Annotated in this window: 18 protein-coding genes and 1 tRNA gene; 5 read left to right on the top strand and 14 right to left on the bottom strand. The window is 60.9% G+C overall.

Translation table 11 applies throughout. The features are described 5' to 3' along the window. Nucleotides 1–14: 14 nt before the first annotated feature. On the bottom strand, nt 15–401 hold the full coding sequence (locus J2S67_RS01730) for a DUF485 domain-containing protein (RefSeq protein ID WP_070489993.1): 387 nt from the start codon (nt 399–401) through the stop codon (nt 15–17). Between the two features lie 142 nt (nt 402–543). On the opposite strand from J2S67_RS01730, the gene J2S67_RS01725 reads away from it, so the two are divergent. The 3 genes from J2S67_RS01725 to J2S67_RS01715 all read left to right on the top strand — a co-directional run bounded on the left by J2S67_RS01725 (nt 544) and on the right by J2S67_RS01715 (nt 3,378). Next, nucleotides 544–1,209: a DUF4245 domain-containing protein gene (locus tag J2S67_RS01725; protein ID WP_035754945.1), complete on the top strand. Its 666-nt coding sequence runs from the start codon at nt 544–546 to the stop codon at nt 1,207–1,209. 116 nt (nt 1,210–1,325) lie between these two features. Beyond that, the gene (locus J2S67_RS01720) at nt 1,326–1,946 is read left to right on the top strand and encodes a carbonic anhydrase (RefSeq protein WP_035754944.1); all 621 of its coding nucleotides are present in this window, start codon (nt 1,326–1,328) and stop codon (nt 1,944–1,946) included. Between the two features lie 10 nt (nt 1,947–1,956). Continuing rightward, nucleotides 1,957–3,378, top strand: a complete 1,422-nt coding sequence (locus tag J2S67_RS01715; RefSeq protein ID WP_035754942.1) for a class II fumarate hydratase — start codon at nt 1,957–1,959, stop codon at nt 3,376–3,378. A gap of 160 nt (nt 3,379–3,538) precedes the next feature. Here J2S67_RS01715 and J2S67_RS01710 read toward each other — a convergent pair whose 3' ends face one another. From J2S67_RS01710 to mca, 4 genes are all read right to left on the bottom strand, one after another. Then, nucleotides 3,539–4,054, bottom strand: coding sequence for a prepilin peptidase (locus J2S67_RS01710; RefSeq protein ID WP_070507611.1), 516 nt, complete (start codon nt 4,052–4,054; stop codon nt 3,539–3,541). Between the two features lie 133 nt (nt 4,055–4,187). Then, complete coding sequence (locus tag J2S67_RS01705; RefSeq protein ID WP_070489997.1) at nt 4,188–4,967, bottom strand: isoprenyl transferase; 780 nt, start codon at nt 4,965–4,967, stop codon at nt 4,188–4,190. After that, nucleotides 4,964–5,266 (bottom strand): tripartite tricarboxylate transporter TctB family protein, encoded by a 303-nt coding sequence (locus J2S67_RS01700; protein ID WP_035754940.1) that lies wholly within the window; start codon nt 5,264–5,266, stop codon nt 4,964–4,966. Before J2S67_RS01700 ends, J2S67_RS01705 begins: the two co-directional genes overlap by 4 nt. A 59-nt stretch (nt 5,267–5,325) precedes the next feature. Beyond that, nucleotides 5,326–6,294: a mycothiol conjugate amidase Mca gene (gene mca, locus J2S67_RS01695; RefSeq protein ID WP_070507613.1), complete on the bottom strand. Its 969-nt coding sequence runs from the start codon at nt 6,292–6,294 to the stop codon at nt 5,326–5,328. A 68-nt stretch (nt 6,295–6,362) separates the two neighbouring features. On the opposite strand from mca, the gene J2S67_RS01690 reads away from it, so the two are divergent. Next, nucleotides 6,363–6,821, top strand: coding sequence for a DUF4307 domain-containing protein (locus J2S67_RS01690; protein ID WP_035754934.1), 459 nt, complete (start codon nt 6,363–6,365; stop codon nt 6,819–6,821). A gap of 199 nt (nt 6,822–7,020) precedes the next feature. Then, nucleotides 7,021–7,509 carry a transcription elongation factor GreA gene (gene greA / locus J2S67_RS01685; RefSeq protein ID WP_035754933.1) on the top strand — a complete coding sequence of 163 codons (489 nt, stop codon included), beginning with the start codon at nt 7,021–7,023 and terminating at the stop codon, nt 7,507–7,509. 122 nt (nt 7,510–7,631) lie between these two features. On the opposite strand, the gene ilvA is transcribed toward greA, so the two are convergent. From ilvA to J2S67_RS01640, 9 genes are all read right to left on the bottom strand, one after another. Beyond that, nucleotides 7,632–8,891: a threonine ammonia-lyase gene (gene ilvA / locus J2S67_RS01680; RefSeq protein ID WP_310248655.1), complete on the bottom strand. Its 1,260-nt coding sequence runs from the start codon at nt 8,889–8,891 to the stop codon at nt 7,632–7,634. 155 nt (nt 8,892–9,046) lie between these two features. After that, nucleotides 9,047–10,405 carry an AI-2E family transporter gene (locus J2S67_RS01675; protein WP_083285496.1) on the bottom strand — a complete coding sequence of 453 codons (1,359 nt, stop codon included), beginning with the start codon at nt 10,403–10,405 and terminating at the stop codon, nt 9,047–9,049. A gap of 87 nt (nt 10,406–10,492) precedes the next feature. Then, nucleotides 10,493–11,497: a Bax inhibitor-1/YccA family protein gene (locus J2S67_RS01670; protein ID WP_070507615.1), complete on the bottom strand. Its 1,005-nt coding sequence runs from the start codon at nt 11,495–11,497 to the stop codon at nt 10,493–10,495. 119 nt (nt 11,498–11,616) lie between these two features. Further along, nucleotides 11,617–12,267: a peptidyl-tRNA hydrolase gene (locus J2S67_RS01665; RefSeq protein WP_070507617.1), complete on the bottom strand. Its 651-nt coding sequence runs from the start codon at nt 12,265–12,267 to the stop codon at nt 11,617–11,619. A 1-nt stretch (nt 12,268) separates the two neighbouring features. Next, nucleotides 12,269–12,341: transfer RNA gene (locus tag J2S67_RS01660), tRNA-Leu, on the bottom strand. A 62-nt stretch (nt 12,342–12,403) separates the two neighbouring features. Beyond that, the gene (locus J2S67_RS01655; protein WP_310245682.1) at nt 12,404–13,792 is read right to left on the bottom strand and encodes an NAD(P)/FAD-dependent oxidoreductase; all 1,389 of its coding nucleotides are present in this window, start codon (nt 13,790–13,792) and stop codon (nt 12,404–12,406) included. A gap of 47 nt (nt 13,793–13,839) precedes the next feature. Further along, complete coding sequence (locus J2S67_RS01650) at nt 13,840–14,790, bottom strand: Ppx/GppA phosphatase family protein (protein ID WP_310245679.1); 951 nt, start codon at nt 14,788–14,790, stop codon at nt 13,840–13,842. Further along, the gene (locus J2S67_RS01645; protein WP_310245676.1) at nt 14,791–15,519 is read right to left on the bottom strand and encodes a DUF501 domain-containing protein; all 729 of its coding nucleotides are present in this window, start codon (nt 15,517–15,519) and stop codon (nt 14,791–14,793) included. A gap of 55 nt (nt 15,520–15,574) precedes the next feature. After that, the gene (locus tag J2S67_RS01640) at nt 15,575–16,729 is read right to left on the bottom strand and encodes an FtsB family cell division protein (protein WP_310245673.1); all 1,155 of its coding nucleotides are present in this window, start codon (nt 16,727–16,729) and stop codon (nt 15,575–15,577) included. Nucleotides 16,730–16,832 lie beyond the last annotated feature (103 nt).

Below are 16,832 nucleotides of genomic sequence, written 5' to 3'. Positions count from 1 at the left end.
AATCTGATCGATGATCACGCCGCACCATCCTTATTCGACTCTGAAGCGGCGCGTTCCTCATCGGCCAAAAGCGCGCCCGATTCCATGCGTTCACCAAGCGTTGTGGCCAACGGGTCATATTTCTTATCCGCCCACCGGCGGTACAGGGTTGTGATGATGAACGTCGTGGCCACCTGCGCCAAACCAAACAGCAAGGCGACGTTGATGAGTCCGAAAACCTTGATCCCAAAGAAGCCCGGGGCGTAGCTAGCAAGCACGATGTAGATGACGTACCAGACCAGGAAGATCACTGACATGGGTGCGATGAACCGCATGAAGGAACGTTTCAGGTTCTGAAACTCCTGGGAGTCACGAACCGCGATACTCCGTTCCGCGAGATCATCGTAGGATTTCTGCTCCATGAGCGGTCCTTACCTCGAGGAGAAAGTAGATGACAAACAAAATGTGACTTGCGTCACGTTTCGTTGATTGGAATCTACCCATTCTTCACACGAAATTCCATAACCAGTTCGTGTAGTGCCCAATATGGGAGACAATGGAGCCGTGCTTGAGAAATCTGACGACGCAAAACACAACGATGAGCCTCCAGCAACTGAGACCCCCAGCGCTGAGCGTTCACCCCTACCCGGAGAACCGGGCTTCAAGGCGCCGCTGACTGAGAAGCAGGCCAAACGCGCCAACCAGACCATCAAGGGCATGATCATCTCCACTGCCCTGACGATCCTCGTGGTGATCCCCGTCATCCTTCTCAACCCGGCGAACAGGCAGCACGAATACAACGACCGCGTCAACGTCGAAGAAATCGCGAAACAAACCAAGGAAACCCTCGACTTCGATGCGATCGCACCAGATCTACCGGAGGGCTGGTACGTCAACTACGCCCGCTGGAACCCAGGCACCGCTGACGGTGTAGCGTTCTGGGACCTCGGCGTCGTGATCCGCGATGAGGCCTTCGCCGCCGTCAAGCAAACGGATAAAGCCAACGACTCCTGGGTCACCCTGGCAACCGACGGCTCCGTCCCGACCGGCAAGAAGCACAACGTCGACGGCACCGAGTGGACCGAACGTGCAACCGGCGGCAAGGGAGACAACGCCAGAACCAGCTGGGTCGCAAAGATCAACGGCTTCACCTACGTCATCACCATGAAAAACGACGTGGCCGAACACCTGCCTGAGGTCGCCCAGAACATTCAGAAGTCAGCGCCCTAAACAGGCCCGTAACCTCGGCACCGTAGCCGCACCGTTCGTCGATTCCGCCCACTTACCGCCCTATCATGGGCTTGAACCGCCCTTCACCACGAAGGGCCTGTCATCACGAGGTCACCATGCCAGCAACCAACCCAACTCTCACCCCGGACCAAGCCCTTGAGACCCTGTTGCAGGGTGCTGAGCGCGCCGCTTTAGACCGTCCGCTTCGCCCTAATTCGGATAAATCCCGCCGCGAACTTCTGCGTAAAGAACAGCATCCGATCGCCGCGGTCGTGGGGTGCTCGGATTCCCGGGTTCCCATGGAGTATGCCTTCGATGTGGGCTACGGCGACCTGTTCGCGATCCGCACCGCTGGCCACGCTTTGGGCGAGACTGTGATCGGTTCGATCGAGTTCGCGGTCGAGGTGCTCAAGGTCCCGTTGGTTTTGGTGCTCGGCCACACCTCGTGTGGCGCGGTCGAAGCCGCGAAGGCAACGCTGGATTCAGGGGACACTCCCCCAGGTAGCATCGCCTCGCTCGTTGAGCGCATCCTCCCGTCCGTGGTTCAGGCCCGCGAGGACGCGAACACCCCGGGCCTGAGCGGCGCTGTTGAAATCCACACCCGGCGCACCGTCAAAATTCTGCGTGAGCTTTCCCAGGTGCTCTACCGTGCCGAAAAGTCCGGCAAGGTGAAGATTGTGGGTGCCGTGTACTCGCTCGATACGGGCACGGTCAAGCTCGTCGACTCTGAGCGGTAAGATTTGAGATATGGCTGAAACACCTAAATTCCGCACTGAACATGACACGATGGGCGAGGTCCTCGTACCGATTGATGCTCTGTACCGAGCACAGACCCAGCGTGCAGTTGAGAACTTCCCGATCTCCGGTAAAACCCTTGAGCCGCAGCATATCCACGCTCTCGCACAGGTTAAGCGCGCGGCAGCTCTGGCGAACCTCGAGCTCGGCGTGATTTCGCAGGAGATCGCTGACGCGATCCTCCACGCAGCTGACGAGATCATCGCCGGTAAGCACGATGACCAGTTCCCGATCGACGTGTTCCAGACCGGCTCCGGAACGTCTTCGAACATGAACACCAACGAGGTCATCGCTGAGTTGGCTACCCGCGAGCTGAAGGCCAACGGCTCCGAGACCCAGGTCCACCCAAACGACCACGTCAACGCTTCCCAGTCCTCCAACGATGTGTTCCCAACTTCTGTTCACGTCGCTGTCACTGGCGCGCTCATCAACGACCTCATCCCGGCGTTGAAGTACCTCTCCGAGGCGCTTGAGAAGAAACGTGTTGAGTGGAAGGACGTCGTCAAGTCCGGCCGCACCCACCTCATGGACGCAACCCCGGTCACGATGGGTCAGGTCTTCGGTGGCTACGCAGCACAGGTCGCCTACGGCATCGAACGCATCGAGTCTTCCCTGCCACGCGTAGCTGAGGTCCCACAGGGCGGTACCGCGGTTGGCACGGGCATCAACACCCCAGAGGGCTTCCCCGAGAAGGTCATTGCTAACCTCGCGGAAAACACCGGGCTTCCAATCACCGAGGCCCGCAACCACTTCGAGGCACAAGCTAACCGAGACGGCCTCGTCGAGGCCTCGGGTCAGTTGCGCAACATCGCCTACTCGCTGTTGAAGATCAACAACGATCTGCGCTGGATGGGTTCCGGCCCGAACACCGGCCTGGGCGAGCTGCACATCCCAGACCTTCAGCCAGGCTCCTCCATCATGCCGGGCAAGGTCAACCCCGTGATTTGCGAGGCCTCTTCCATGGTGTGCGCGCAGGTCATCGGTAACGACACGACCATCTCGCTGTCCTCGACCAACGGTGCGTTCGAGCTCAACGTCGGCATCCCAGTCATGGCTGCCAACCTGCTCGAATCGATCCGCCTGCTCACCAACACCGCCCGCGTGATGGTAGACAAGATGATCAACGACCTCACCGTCAACAAGGAGCGTGCACGCTTCCTGGCTGAGGCCTCCCCATCCGTGGTGACCCCGTTGAACAAGTACATCGGCTACGAAAACGCCGCGAAGATCGCCAAGAAGGCCGTTGCTGAAGGCATGACGGTGCGCGAAGCGACCGTTGCGCTCGGTTTCGTTGGCGAAGGCGAGGGCAAGGTATCCGAGGCTGACCTCGACAAGGCACTCGACGTCACCACGATGACCGGCCGCTTCAACTAAGCGCCCTCGAGTTTCGACTCGACACATTTCAAGTGCCACAACCGGATACGGTTGCGGCACTTGAACTCGACAGCCCCGCGGGCGCTCACCACAACGGTGGGTGCCCGCGGGGCTGTTCTACGCGGCCTGTTAGGAAGGGACCGCGCTGAGATGGCCGCCGCTAGAGCGCGAGCGCGAGCCCTGTGCCACACAGCATGGCTGGGCCGAACGCGATGAAGGCGCGCGGGTTGCGTGTCGCGATCATCACGATGAGCGCGTGCACGCCTGCAATCAGGCACATCAACACCCCCGCCAACACGACGTGGCCCCAGCTGACTACCGCACACATCGCGCACAACACGGGCGCGAGTTTCACATCCCCTAAGCCAAGCCCTTGAGCAGTCATCCAGCGAAGCGCGATGAACACCACGGCCCCGCACACGGCGGCCAGGATCCACCGGAACCCCAAGAACGTTCCCACCCCGATCGAGGCAAACGTGGCGAGCGTGAGAAAGAAAGCGCACGCTGCACTCAGGCGGGCGACCCACACATTCGGGAGCCGATGCGTGCGGGCATCAATGACCGCCAGAACTACCCCGAAGCCTAAGAACGCAAGGCATGCGCACATCAGCGCGGCGGCCACGATGAGGCCCCATACCGAACCGGAGCCGGCGTAGGAAAGAATCAGGGTGCGCATGCTCTCAAGGCTATGCGCACCCTGCAAAGACTCGCTACGGACTGCCCGGTATTGTGGACAGATTCAGCCCGCATCGCAGTTGTGGACAGGCTAACGCGCTGATTGCGGCCCCGGGTTCCGTGCGGAGCGCGGTTCAGCAGCCGAAGCGGCGTTGCCGCCGCTGGAAGTCACGCAACGCCCTCAGGAAGTCCACGCGCCGGAAATCCGGCCACAATGCTTCGCAAAAATAGAACTCGGAATAGGCGGACTGCCACATCAAGAAACCGGAGAGGCGCTGTTCGCCTGATGTCCGGATCACCAGGTCCGGGTCAGGCTGACCCGAGGTGTAGAGATGCTTGGCGATCATATCGGCATCGAGTGCCTTCGCGACCTCGCCGGCGCTCATACCGCGGGTATCGGCGTCTTCAAGTAAAGCGCGCACCGCATCGACAATCTCGCGGCGGCCACCGTAGCCCACCGCAACATTCACGTGCAGGCCCCCACGGCCAGCGGTGCTGTCACGCAGCGCGCACAACTTCTCGGCAAGCTCGGCAGGCAGCACATCCAACGCCCCGACCGGGTGCACACGCATCGAGCCTTCAGACCCCACCCGGCTCAAGGTTTCGTCGATAATCCGTAGCAGTGCGGCAACCTCAGCCGAGTCGCGGTTGAGGTTATCGGTAGAGAGCATGTAGAGAGTCACGGTACGGATACCGATCTCACGGCACCATTCGAGGAAGTCAAGGATCTTGTCCGCGCCCGCTTGGTGCCCCGAGGCCGTCGGCGCACCCGCGAGCTTAGCCCAGCGCCTATTCCCATCGACCATCACGCCGATGTGCCTGGGAAGTTTCGCAGGCTCCAGCTCGCGCGCTAGCCGCCGCTCATACAGCCCATAGAGGAAACGCGGCGGCCACGAGATCTTCAGTAGCCTCATGCTTGCGGGCTTCGCCCCGGCTCGGCGTTCTCACCGTATTTTTCGGCAAGACGACGGCGTGCTTCACGTTCAACTTCATCAGCTTGGCCTTGCTCAACAAGCTCAGCCTGAGCGGTCTCCACCGGCGGCTGGTAGTCGAGGCGGCGGATGCGGCGGGCCATAGAAACGATCAGGAGGATGACGGCGATCGCCAAGCATGCGATAGCCACAAACCCCGGGAAGCCGGGCCCAACCGCGCGGTACTCATCCGAGTCAGTCCCCAGATTCGCTGGGACGTAGGCCAGTACTGAGAAAAGCATGCTCACCTTCCATACGCAACGCATCCGAGGGTCCGTCGTCCCCCGTGCATTGATCTATTTTACCGCCGGTCGTTGGCAAGCTCTGGTTTGAAGGCTTCTGGCACCGGACGCAGCGTACCGATGCGCTCGCCTTCGCCATCGTGAAGGCCAGCGAACAGGTCGAACTCCGGTAGTTCGGTGTGCACGCGAGTGGCCGCGAGCACGTAGTCATCCCACGGGTACACCTCTTCCACGAGCTCCGGAGGGACCGCGAAGAAGAAGCCGCCCGGTTCAACCTGGGAACGGTGGGCCAAGAGGGCCTCATCACGTAAGTGCACCAAGCCGCTGATGGGCACGTGCGTTGTCACACGGTGCCGGGCAGCGGGGTTGGTGCTGTCGCGTTGGCGTTTTTCCAAGAATTCGATGCGCTCACCGAATGGAGAGACACCCTCGCGTTGACGCATCGCCTCGTCCAGGGCCTTGAAGCGCTCAAGTGAGAACGCGCGGTCGTAGTACATCTTGGAGATGGTCCACGGCTCACCGAGGCCCTGATATTCGTTTTCGCGGTGGGAAGCACGGAACGCTTCGACGGAGATCTGGTGGGTACGAATGTGGTCCGGGTGCGGGTATCCGCCGTTTTCGTCATACGTGATGAGCACGTGCGGTTTGAACGTACGCACCAGATGCACCAGCGGCGCGGCAGCATCATAGAGCGGAACCGAGGCGAAGCAGCTCTCTGGAAGCGGCGGCAGCGGGTCCCCCTCCGGCAGGCCCGAATCCTCGAAGCCCAGCCAAACATGCTTGATGTTGAGCGCTTTCGCGGAGACTTTCATCTCCTCGCGGCGCAAACCAGTGAGGTCGCGGTGCGCGCGAGGCATGCTTTGGACCTCCTCTACCAGGATGTCTCCGCGTTCACCGCCAGTACAGGTCACGACAAGCACTTCCGCCCCGGCCTGCGCGTACGCGGCGGCCATCGATGCACCCTTGCTGGCTTCGTCATCGGGGTGGGCGTGCACGGAAAGTACACGCAAGCCAGACGAATCAGGCACACTACGCGGCGAATGTCCCATGGTGGTGCGATTCCCCTTTCGATGCCCCGGATAGAATGGGGGGCATCATGTCCTCAGGTGATCTCAAAATCGGTGGCGAGGATACTCGCCAATCTCCAAGCCTAGCGAACCGCTATGGTTCCGCGCGTCGTAGTTTGTCAACGCGCGGCTGGTGGATTGTTGCGGTGGTCGGGATTCTGTTTCTTTCCGGCTACCTGCTTTTTGTGACGCTTCGGTTCCAGAGCAGTTTCGATGCCAAGGACATCTCGTATCAGCTAATCAGTGACCGCAACGTTGAGGTCACGGTTGCTGTCACGATGGATCCCGGGGCCGATGTGACGTGCGGCTTGCGTGCGTTGAGCCAGGATTATTCGGTGGTCGGCTACAGGGAAGTCCGTTTCCAAGCGGATGAAAGTTCGGAACGTTCCGGCAATCGCTATATCGTGCAGAAAACCGTTCCGATGCGCACCACGTTCACGCCTGTAACGGCAGGCTACGAAGCATGCTGGCGCACAGGAACCCAGTAGCGCGGCCACAAATTTTCCATAGATTTAGCCTGTTGTGGCTCCCATTGTTCGCTTTTGCGCGTTAGACTCGTGCGATAACGAGTGTGCCCGCTGGGATTAGCTTGACGCTGCTTCAGTCCGGTCAAGGTAACCAGTGGGTATTTTCTTTTGCAATTAACCACCGCGCTGTTGGGGCGCGGTTCAACGAAATGGAGTGTTCATGACGTCTCAGCATGAAGAAGTGTGGCTGACACAGAAGGCCTACGATCGTCTGAGCGCTGAATTGGAGCACCTCTCCGGCCCGTACCGGGCTGAGATCCTTGAGCGTATCGAGGCTGCTCGTGACGAGGGCGACCTGAAGGAGAACGGCGGCTACCACGCGGCGCGTGAAGAGCAGTCGAAGAACGAGGGCCGCATCGTGTACTTGAAGCAGTTGCTTGAGAACGCCCAGGTGGGTGAAACCCCTCAAGACGACGGCGTGGTCGAGCCAGGCATGGTGGTTGTCGCCAACATCGCGGGTATGGAGACCCGCTTCCTGTTCGGTAACCGCGAGCTCGCTGACGGCACCGATCTTGACGTGTATTCGGATCATTCCGCACTCGGGCAGGCAATCGACGGCCGCAAGGTCGGCGAGAAGCTGAGCTACACCGCCCCGAACGGCAAGGAGATCCCGGTCGAAATCGTGGAGGCTCACCCGTTCGAAGGCTAAACACCGTTTAAGTTCAACGAGCTTGACGCGTGAGGGGCGGTTCAGATCTCTGAACCGCCCCTCACGCTGTCCCATCACGTATCGGCTGACCCTTGGCGGCCCGCTTGGCTGCCGTGGGCCTGCTACTGCATGACTTGTGGGTCGTAGCCGTGCTCGCGTAGCGCATCGAGCACTTCGTTGGAGTGTTCGTGGCCGTTGGTTTCCATGTCGATCGTGATCGCGACGTCGCCCATCGACAGCGCCCCGCCGATGCGGGTGTGGTCCACACGGGTCACGTTGGCGCCGCATTCGGCGATGATGCGGGATATGGTTGCGAGCTCACCCGCGCGGTCCTGAAGCATCATCTTGATGGTCAGGTAGCGCCCGGCCGCGGCGAGACCGCGCTGGATCACTTTCAGCATGAGGAGCGGGTCGATGTTGCCTCCGGAGAGGACCGCGACCGTCTTGGAAGGCTCAATTCCGGAATCGACAAGCGTGTGCTCCAGCAGGGCCGCAACACCCACGGCACCGGCCGGTTCAACCACGAGCTTGGATCTCTCCAGCAAGAACACGAGCGCGCGAGCCAGCGCGTCCTCAGAGACCGTCACGACATCGTCAACGAGCTCACGAATGATCTCAAACGGCATCTGGCCGGGGCGGCCCACCGCGATGCCATCGGCGATCGTGCGGACCTTCGTCAGCGGAACCAACGCGTCCGCCGCTAGCGACGGCGGATAGGCCGCCGCATCCTCAGCTTGGACACCTATGACCTTGATGTCCCGGCCCAGTTCAGCTGCCCAACCCTTGATCGCGGTCGCGACCCCGGCGAGCAAGCCGCCGCCGCCGACTCCCATGATCACGGTCTCGACCTCTGGATACTGCTCCAGAATCTCCAAACCGATGGTCCCCTGCCCCGCGATGATGTCCGGGTGGTCGAACGGGTGCACAAACACCGCGCCGCTTTCCTTCGCGTACTCCTCGGCCGCGGCGAGCGCCTCATCGACAGTGTCGCCGTGCAACACGACCTCGGCGCCGTGATCGCGGGTCGCAGTGAGCTTAGGTAGGGCCACGCCCAACGGCATGTAGATCCGTGCTTTGATCCCGAGCCGGGATGCGGCCTGGGCTACACCTTGGGCGTGGTTACCGGCCGATGCGGCCACAACGCCGCGGGCACGTTCGGATTCCGTGAGGTTCTTCATGCGCACATAGGCGCCGCGGACCTTGAAGGACCCGGAACGCTGCAGGTTCTCGGCTTTGAGCCACACGGGTGCCTTCGTGTGAAGTTCCAACGCACGCGAGTGATGCAGGCCAGTTTTCTCAACCACGCCATCGAGCACCTCAGCCGCACGGCGAATATCAGCAAGCGTCACCGGAAGATTACGTGTGGGGTCTTCGCGAGGAATCGTCGGTGCCGCTTCGGTGGGAGTGGGTTCTGTAGGAGTGGACGATTCGTCTTGACGTGCCTGCTCTGTCACTACTCTGTTTCTCGTCACTACTTTAGTTTCTCCTGGTTGCTGAGGTTTCCAGCGGTCACTGCGCTTTGAGTTTTGCCGCGCAGCTATGGTTTTTGTTGCTCGTCACCGTCCCGCTCGGCTGCGGTATCAGCTGGGCGCGGGGTGAGACGGGGCTCTTGTTCATCATATGTATCTGTTGGCTCGTGGCTCGCTTTTACGTCACTCTGCCTGGAATTTTTACGGTGGTGGGCAACCGCGGGGTCTCGCTCCCATTCCTTCGCGGCGAGATACTTGCCGACGCTATTGATGATGGCCACCAGAGGAACCGAGAACAGCGCTCCAGCGATGCCCCACAGGAACGTGCCGCACGCAACCACCAACACCACAGCGAGCGGGTGAAGGCTCACTGCGCGGCCCATGATCAGCGGCTGCAACACATGGGATTCAACCTGTTGCACCAGCAGCACGACACCGAGCATGATCAGCGCGACGACCCAGCCTTGGGCTACAAGCGCGATCAGCACGGCGACAGCGCCGGTCAGGAACGCACCGACGATCGGGATGAACGCACCCAGGAACACCAGCACACCCAGCTGTGGTGCCAACGGAACGTTGAGGATGTAGGCGCCCAGCCCGATGCCGAAACCGTCGATCAACGCGACCACAACCTGGACGCGGATATAAGAAATCAGTGACGCCCAGCCACAGCGGCCAGCCCCATCAGCGGCAGCACGGGTGTGGCGAGGGAAAAGACCGACAACCCACTTCCAGATCTTCGGACCATCCAGCAGGAAGAAGATCAGCGCGAAGATCGTCAATAGGAGGCCCGTGAGGAAATGGGTCACGGTGGTGCCCACTGATGCGGCCTGCTTGAGTACATCCTGCGAATTCGCTTGCAGGCGCTGCAGCATCTCCTGGGCCCAGTCCGTGATTTGTGTATCCGTGATCTTGAGTGGGCCCGTCGCCAACCAAGTGCGGATCGAGTTGATGCCGTCGATCGCCTCGGCCCACAACCTTTCAGCGCCTTGCGCCATGGTCGCGACCACGAGCCACACAACTCCAGTGAGCAGGCCCGCGAAGATCAGTAGCGCTCCGAAGGTCGCCAGCCCGTTTGGAAACCGCAGTTTCACAAGCAGCTTCTTCAAAGGGCTCAACAGGCCGGCCAGTAGTGCGGCGATCATCACCGGGATCAGAACCACCGCTACACGGCTGAGGCCCCACAGAATCATGACCGTCACCACAATAATGACGCCGATGCGCCACGCATACCCCGCGGTGACCTTGAGCGGTTGCGGGATATCGCTAGGCACCGCTACATCTGGCTGTTCAGGCTCTCGCTCTGGCTGTTCCTGCTCCGCTTTAAGTTCCGCGCGGCGCTGCTCTATAGAGTTGCGGACGCTACGGAGCTTTTCTGAAAACCTCGCCCCCGCCTTGCGGAGACGGTTCGGTGATGATCTGGGCATAAAAACACGGTATGCCAAAACAAATGTTTTGGCATACCGTGGCTTGAGGTTTATGCGCTGAGCGTGCCCAGCTGTGGTGTCCTGCGTTTAGCGGTCCACCATTTCGCGGATGATCATCAGCAGACGCAGGACCTCGATGTAGATCCACACGAGCGTGACCGTCAGACCGAACGCCGCGGTCCATGCAACGTGCTTCGGTGCGCCCTGCTCGATCGCGCCCTGGATGAACTCGAAGTCCATGACCAAGAAGTAGGTAGCGAGCAGCACCGCGAACAGGCCGATCAGCATACCGAACACGCCGGTACGCATCGAGGTGCCAGCGAAAACAACAACACCGAGGTTGACCAGGGAGAACGCGAGGTAAGCCATCGCCGCAACCATCACGATGCGGGTCATGCGTGGCGAGGTGCGGTACTTACCCGAGCGGTACAGGCCCAAGGTGACAGCGAACACGAGGATCGTGCCGAGAACGGCCTGCAGAGCGATACCTGGGTAAGCGACTTCAGCGATCGCGGAGATCGCACCCAACACGAAACCTTCAAGGACCGCGTAAATGACAGACAAGGCCGGCGAGGTGACGCGCTTGAACTGGTTGATCATCGCGATCACGAAAGCACCGATCGCCGCGATAACCACCATAGGGATGATTGCGCCACCGAGTGCGCCTATGCCCGCCCCGCTCATAGCGCCACGGACGGTACCCATCACGATGAACCAAGCAACCGCGCCGGAAGCAACGATCAGGCCGAGCAAGATGGTCATCTTGTTGAGCACATCGCCCATGACCATGCGCTCGCCCTGGCCACCCTGACCATGCTGGACGCTTAGATCGCCAGCAGCGTAGTCAGGCTGCTGATAGCCCTGTTGCGGCTGGTAACCCATTGGCGGTTGCGGCGGCTGGTTACCCCGCGGGGCCTGATAACCCTGCGGTGGCTGCGGAGGCTGCTGGCCCGGCTGTGCCGAAGGCGCACCATACATGCGGTCAAGATCTGCAGCTGACGGCGCGTGGATCGCCTCGGCGCCTTCACCGTTGCGCATCTTCTCGCGGAAGTTTCCTTCTTTGAAAACCGGGTTGCTACTGCGGAAAGCCATTAATTTTCTACCTCTTTTTCTTAGGGCAGCGCGAACACGCACAGATCACCTGGCGACGTTTCACGCGTCCAAGGAACTGTGAACCATCTTACAGGGTCGCCTGCCCTGTATGCATTCGCTCACCAAGCGACCGCGGTCACCGAACCCGGTGTGATCTCGGTGTGCCCGGCATCGCGGATCACCACGGTCGCGTTCGTTGCCGTGGTGCGCCAACCATCGCGATCAAGCGGGATGAGCGTGGATGGGAAGCCGTCTTCAATCCAGTCTTCAAGCTCGTCATGGCTCAACTGCATCGCCCATGTCAGCCCTGCGTGGGCGGACTGAGCGGCCGCTTTACCCGTGGACATCCCCAATACGGTATCGATACCGATGTGCAGAATTTTCGGCGAATTCATCTCACCGTAAACGGTTGGCTCGCCGGCGTGTTCGAATTCGGTTCCAGAAACCTGCAGCTGCTTCATGCGGCCGGTCAGCGGATATTCAGTAGGGGCCAGCGCCGCCGCTTGCGCGGTCCCGACGCTCACCATGACCGCTCCGGCGTTCTCAAGCGCACGGAAGTCTTTCGGTTTGCCCCGTCGCACACTTTTGCCTTGACCGCCGCCCCGGCCGTCGGGCCCGTGAAGCCACGGACCCCACATCGGGTCATCCGGGAAAGCAAGCCACGCTGTGATGGAAGCAAGCGCCGCGGCAAGACACGTATCTTCGTGGGTCGCTAAAGCCTCCGGGTCTTTCAAGACCGCGATCGGCTGAATCAGTTCAACAGCTGGCACGTGCCCCCACTGGGACTCGAACCCAGACTGAAAGGATTTTAAGTCCTCTGCCTCTGCCATTGGGCTATGGGGGCTTGCGTGCTCAGCGCCATGCTAGACGCTGAGCACGCGCGAGGCTTATGCCTCGCTATGAGAATTACTTAGAAGCATCAGCTTTCTTCTTAGGGGAAGCTGCTTTACGGAACTCATCGAACGGACGGTTCACGTTACGCAGACCCCACACGTCGCGGCCAGCGATAAGCTGGTTGATCCAGCCGCTGAACACGCGGATCTTACGTTCGATGGTTGGCATCGCCATGCCGTGGTAGCCGCGGTGGGCAGCCCAAGCGAGGAAGCCGTGCATCGGGAACTTGATGATCTTAGCAACACCCTTGCCGTAGCCGAGGCCGGCAACAGCACCGAGGTTGGTGTGCTTGTATTCCTTGATCTCGCCCTGGCCGTAGCGCTCAGCGAGCAGGTTGCTTGCCAGGACAGGAGCCTGGCGGACGGCGTGCTGAGCGTTCGGAACGCACGTGCCGTCTGGGAGGCCGCCACCGGAGAGGTCCGGGACTGCCGCGATGTCGCCTGCTCCCCATGCGCCTTCGATGACGTTGCCGTCTGCATCAACGCAACGCAGAGTTGCATCGACGGTCAGGCGGCCGCGCTGCTCGACGTTGAGGTCGGTGTCACGGATCATCGGGTTGGCTTGAACGCCCGCGGTCCAGATCAGGGTGTCGACGTCGAACTCATCGACTGGGTCCCCACCTGGCATCGAGACGAGCTTGAGGTGGCGGTCGGTCGCATCAGAGAGCGATGTGTTCAGGCGCACGGTGATACCGCGGTCGCGAAGGTGCTCAACAACCCACTTAGCGGAGTCCTCCTGGACCTCAGGCATGATCTTGCCCATCGCTTCAACGAGCTGGAAGTCAAGGTCTGCTGGTGTGATGTTGTTGCAACGCTTAGCGGCAAGAACCGCCGCATCGTGCAGTTCGGAGATGGTTTCAACACCGTTGAAGCCACCACCCACAACAACAACACGCAGCGCACGCTTACGCGCCACCGGGTCATCGGTGTTGTCAGCGAACTGGATGCGTTCCTGCACGTGGTCGCGCAAATAGATCGCTTCTTCCACACGCTTCACCCCGATGCCGGCATCAGCAAGGCCCGGGATCGGGAACGTCTTGGTGATCGCACCAGCGGCGAGGACTACATCCTGGTAAGGGATGGTGAACTCTTCACCGTTGTCATCCTTGACGAGTGCTTCCTTCGCCTGATGGTCGATGCGGACTACCGAGCCGCGCACGAGCTCGCTGTGACGAAGCCAACGTGCGTGAGGCACCGTGATGTGGCGTGGCTCGATCGATCCACCCATAACTTCCGGGAGGAACGGCTGATAGGTCATGTATGGAAGCGGATCGACAACGGTGACGACGCCGCCAAGTGCACGAACCTTCTTCTGCAGGTTCTTAGCAACGTAAAGACCGAGGTATCCACCCCCAACAACAAGAGTACGTGGGCGTTGGGACAGTTGCTGTGAGCTAGGCATAGTTCCATTCTATGCCTGATCTGCGATTGTCAAACTTCACGCGGCACTCAGCGGCGCATGAGATCGATCGCAACGCCGTCAAGAATGTCGTTTTCACTCGCCGCGAGCTCTTTGACGCGCCCGCCGGTGCGTTCCTGGATGGTTTCAAGGATCGTTTTGAGGATCATCGCGCCACCGGTCATGATGTCGACCCGGCCAGGGTGCATGTACGGCAGGTCAGCGAGCCGCTTCTTAGAGAACGATGCGAGTTCGCCACACACTGCGATCGCCAACGGGACGGGGATCGCGGCGCCGGTGATGCGTTCTGGGACATAGGAAGGCAGGTCGAGCGCGTGAGCGAGCACCGTAGTCACGGTGCCGGCGACACCCACGAGACGGTCAACCGAGCTGAAATCGATCGTGTCTGAAATCCCCGCCAGGACCTCCCCGACGGCTTGGGCGAGTTCTTCTTTCTGTTCCTCTGATGGCGGATCAGAATGCATGAAACGCTCGGCGTAACGGACCGCACCCATCTGCGTTGATACTTCAGCAGTCACCTCGCCGCCGCGCCCGGTCACGAACTCGGTGGACCCTCCCCCAAGGTCCAGGACCAAAACATTCTCAACCGGAGCCACATCGACCGCAGAGACCGCGCCCGTGAACGAGAAGCGAGCCTCCTCCTCGCCCGTGATGACGCGCGGCTCGACCCCGAGATGATGGCGCACCACATCGTGCACCTCCTCAGCGTTGGCGGCATCCCGGGTAGCTGAGGTAGCCACGAACGTGGTCTGCTCCGGCTGGAACCGTTTGATCGTGGCCACGAAACCATCGAGGGCTTTCGCAAGCCTGCCTAGGGCCTCTGCCGAGACCCGGCCGTGAGAGTCCACGCCCTCCCCGAGCCGCACAACCTCCATCGTGCGTACACAGTCAGTGAGTTCGATCTCGCCGTCAGTGACTGTCATATCGGCAATCAGGAGTCGGACGGAGTTCGTTCCACAGTCGATGACGGCCGCACGCATCTAGTTACCCTCCGCCTGGTTCGTGTCATCAGCCGCGCTGCTGCCGGCCTTGCTGTTGCTACTAGCCTCGTCTGCCGCGCGTTTGGCGGCTCGTTCAAGTCGCTTCTTCTCCGGGTCACCCGCTTGGGTGCGCACGTGGCGGGACTTGTCTTTCGATGGTGCGGGACCTTCGGTGTCCCACGCGCCTTGGCACGAACAGACATCGGGGCGCCACCACTGAGCGATCGCTTCGAGAGCTTGGTCGCCGAGCGGATTGGTCCCCGGGCCAGCCGCCAGCGAATGCCCCACCAACACGTGGATACATTTGACGCGGTCCGGCATCCCGCCCGCGGATACTCCCGCTATCTCAGGGACCTCACCCACGCCGGAGCGCTTACCGATCGCATCCCGCACCGCAAGATAGTGTTCGTGCGCTGCTGCGTAGGCTTTCGCGAGCTCAGGGTCTTTAGAAAGTTGTTCGTTCATCGTGACCATGAGGCCTTCAGCCTCAACACGTGAGCACGCCGAGGTCGCGACCGGATGCGTCAAATAGTAGGTCGTGGGGAACGGGATACCGGAGCTGAGACGAGGCGCGGTGGTTGCCACGAGAGGATTACCGCACACGCAGCGAGCGCCGATCTCCACGATGTCACGAGCGGGCCGGCCAAGCTGACGCGAAACGGTGTCAACGTCCTTCTCGGTGGGGACCCGCTGTTCGCTATTGAGCGCCTCTGCTGCGGGGGTCGTCATGTCTTCTCCTCACTCGGTGCCGCGCCTATCGATACCTGCACCGATCAACTTCTACTCAGTCTTTTTCACCTTCGGGCTCTTGAGCGTTTGCCTCTGAGTCCTGGAAGCGCGTGGTCGGGTTGACGCCTAGCGACACGGTGGAATCCCACAGCCCTTCGACCCACGGCAGCCCTTGGCGGTAGCCGCTCGGGTGGTTGGTTGAGGCGAGCTTCTTTTTAGCAGGCTTACCCACCGGGACGTAGAGCTTTTCCCCCGGCGCATACACATTGAGCCGGTTGCGAGACTGTTGCCTAATGTATTCCGGGTCATCCCAGCGTTTAAGCTCACGGGTGAGCCGTTCTTGTTCCGACTTTGCCTTCGCGATGTCCGCGCGGGCTTTGTTGAGTTCGGCGGTCTGCTGGCCAAGGGTTGTGAGCGCTGGGAACACTGTCACCACCGAGATCGCGATGACGATGGTGAGCACGATGACGCGCATCGACAAGCTTTTAGCCGGAACGGGTTGTTGCGGGGCTGGCTTGTTCTTCTCGGCTGGGGTGCGCTTACCCGTCGATCGGATCGCGCCTTGAAGTGCTGCGCGTTCCGTGAGGCGATCGTTGATGCGGGCTTTGCGGCGTCGAATCGCTGCCGCTCGGAGACCGCGGCCGGGTTTCGTCGGGGGCTCAGCCAGTGACCCGCGCTCTTGCTTAGCCTGCCCTTGCTTTGCTTGGCCCTGTTGAGATTGACTCTGCTGAGATTGGCCCTGCGGGGATGGTTCCTGTCTGGCTTGCTGTTGGCGGGCGTGGAATCGCGCTTTTCGTTCTTCGGTGTCTTGGGCTCGGGCTTCCGCGAGTTTCTGTGCGTGCTCGCGTTGTGCACGGCGGCGTTCGGTTTTCTCTAAGCGGCGTTGCTTCTTCGCTAAACGACGCTGGCTAGCGCTGTTTCCTGCTTGGGCTTCAACCCGCTGCTGGCCTTTGTCGCCACCTTTAGCGGTGGCTGAAAACGTGTCCTGTGCAAGCGATGCAGGGCCCTGTGGCTGACCCTCGGCACGTTCACGTTCGCGCTCTTGCCTCAGCTGGCGCTCGCGCTCTTGCTGGAGCTCTTGTTCTCGCTGTTGCGCGCGTTGTTGTTCTAGCTCGTGTTCACGCTGTTGCGCACGGCGCAGGGCTTCTTCGGATTTACGCGCCTGCTGTGCACTGTGCGCATGCGGAACGCGTGGGCGTCGCGGGCTCATTGACACATCCTCTCGGCGCTCAATCCATCCAATCTTTGCCTGCTCCCAGGCGAGGCTCCCCCCCACCTTCATTCCTGGGCCAACCCAGCTGGGGTGAGAAAGC

It is taken from the genome of Pseudoglutamicibacter albus (assembly GCF_031458175.1).
GTDB lineage: Bacteria > Actinomycetota > Actinomycetes > Actinomycetales > Micrococcaceae > Pseudoglutamicibacter > Pseudoglutamicibacter albus.
The sequence above is the reverse complement of the archived record's forward strand: the minus strand, read 5'-3'. Positions and strand labels throughout refer to the sequence as shown.

Excerpts from the sequence above, each read along its gene's own strand:
- J2S67_RS01730 (WP_070489993.1), bottom strand. The coding sequence starts at position 401 with ATGGAGCAGAAATCCTACGATGATCTCGCGGAACGGAGTATCGCGGTT.
- J2S67_RS01720 (WP_035754944.1), top strand. The coding sequence starts at position 1,326 with ATGCCAGCAACCAACCCAACTCTCACCCCGGACCAAGCCCTTGAGACC.
- J2S67_RS01715 (WP_035754942.1), top strand. The coding sequence starts at position 1,957 with ATGGCTGAAACACCTAAATTCCGCACTGAACATGACACGATGGGCGAG.
- J2S67_RS01710 (WP_070507611.1), bottom strand. The coding sequence starts at position 4,054 with ATGCGCACCCTGATTCTTTCCTACGCCGGCTCCGGTTCGGTATGGGGC.
- J2S67_RS01705 (WP_070489997.1), bottom strand. The coding sequence starts at position 4,967 with ATGAGGCTACTGAAGATCTCGTGGCCGCCGCGTTTCCTCTATGGGCTG.
- J2S67_RS01700 (WP_035754940.1), bottom strand. The coding sequence starts at position 5,266 with ATGCTTTTCTCAGTACTGGCCTACGTCCCAGCGAATCTGGGGACTGAC.
- J2S67_RS01690 (WP_035754934.1), top strand. The coding sequence starts at position 6,363 with ATGTCCTCAGGTGATCTCAAAATCGGTGGCGAGGATACTCGCCAATCT.
- greA (WP_035754933.1), top strand. The coding sequence starts at position 7,021 with ATGACGTCTCAGCATGAAGAAGTGTGGCTGACACAGAAGGCCTACGAT.
- J2S67_RS01675 (WP_083285496.1), bottom strand. The coding sequence starts at position 10,405 with ATGCCCAGATCATCACCGAACCGTCTCCGCAAGGCGGGGGCGAGGTTT.
- J2S67_RS01670 (WP_070507615.1), bottom strand. The coding sequence starts at position 11,497 with ATGGCTTTCCGCAGTAGCAACCCGGTTTTCAAAGAAGGAAACTTCCGC.
- J2S67_RS01655 (WP_310245682.1), bottom strand. The coding sequence starts at position 13,792 with ATGCCTAGCTCACAGCAACTGTCCCAACGCCCACGTACTCTTGTTGTT.
- J2S67_RS01650 (WP_310245679.1), bottom strand. The coding sequence starts at position 14,790 with ATGCGTGCGGCCGTCATCGACTGTGGAACGAACTCCGTCCGACTCCTG.
- J2S67_RS01645 (WP_310245676.1), bottom strand. The coding sequence starts at position 15,519 with ATGACGACCCCCGCAGCAGAGGCGCTCAATAGCGAACAGCGGGTCCCC.
- J2S67_RS01640 (WP_310245673.1), bottom strand. The coding sequence starts at position 16,729 with ATGAGCCCGCGACGCCCACGCGTTCCGCATGCGCACAGTGCACAGCAG.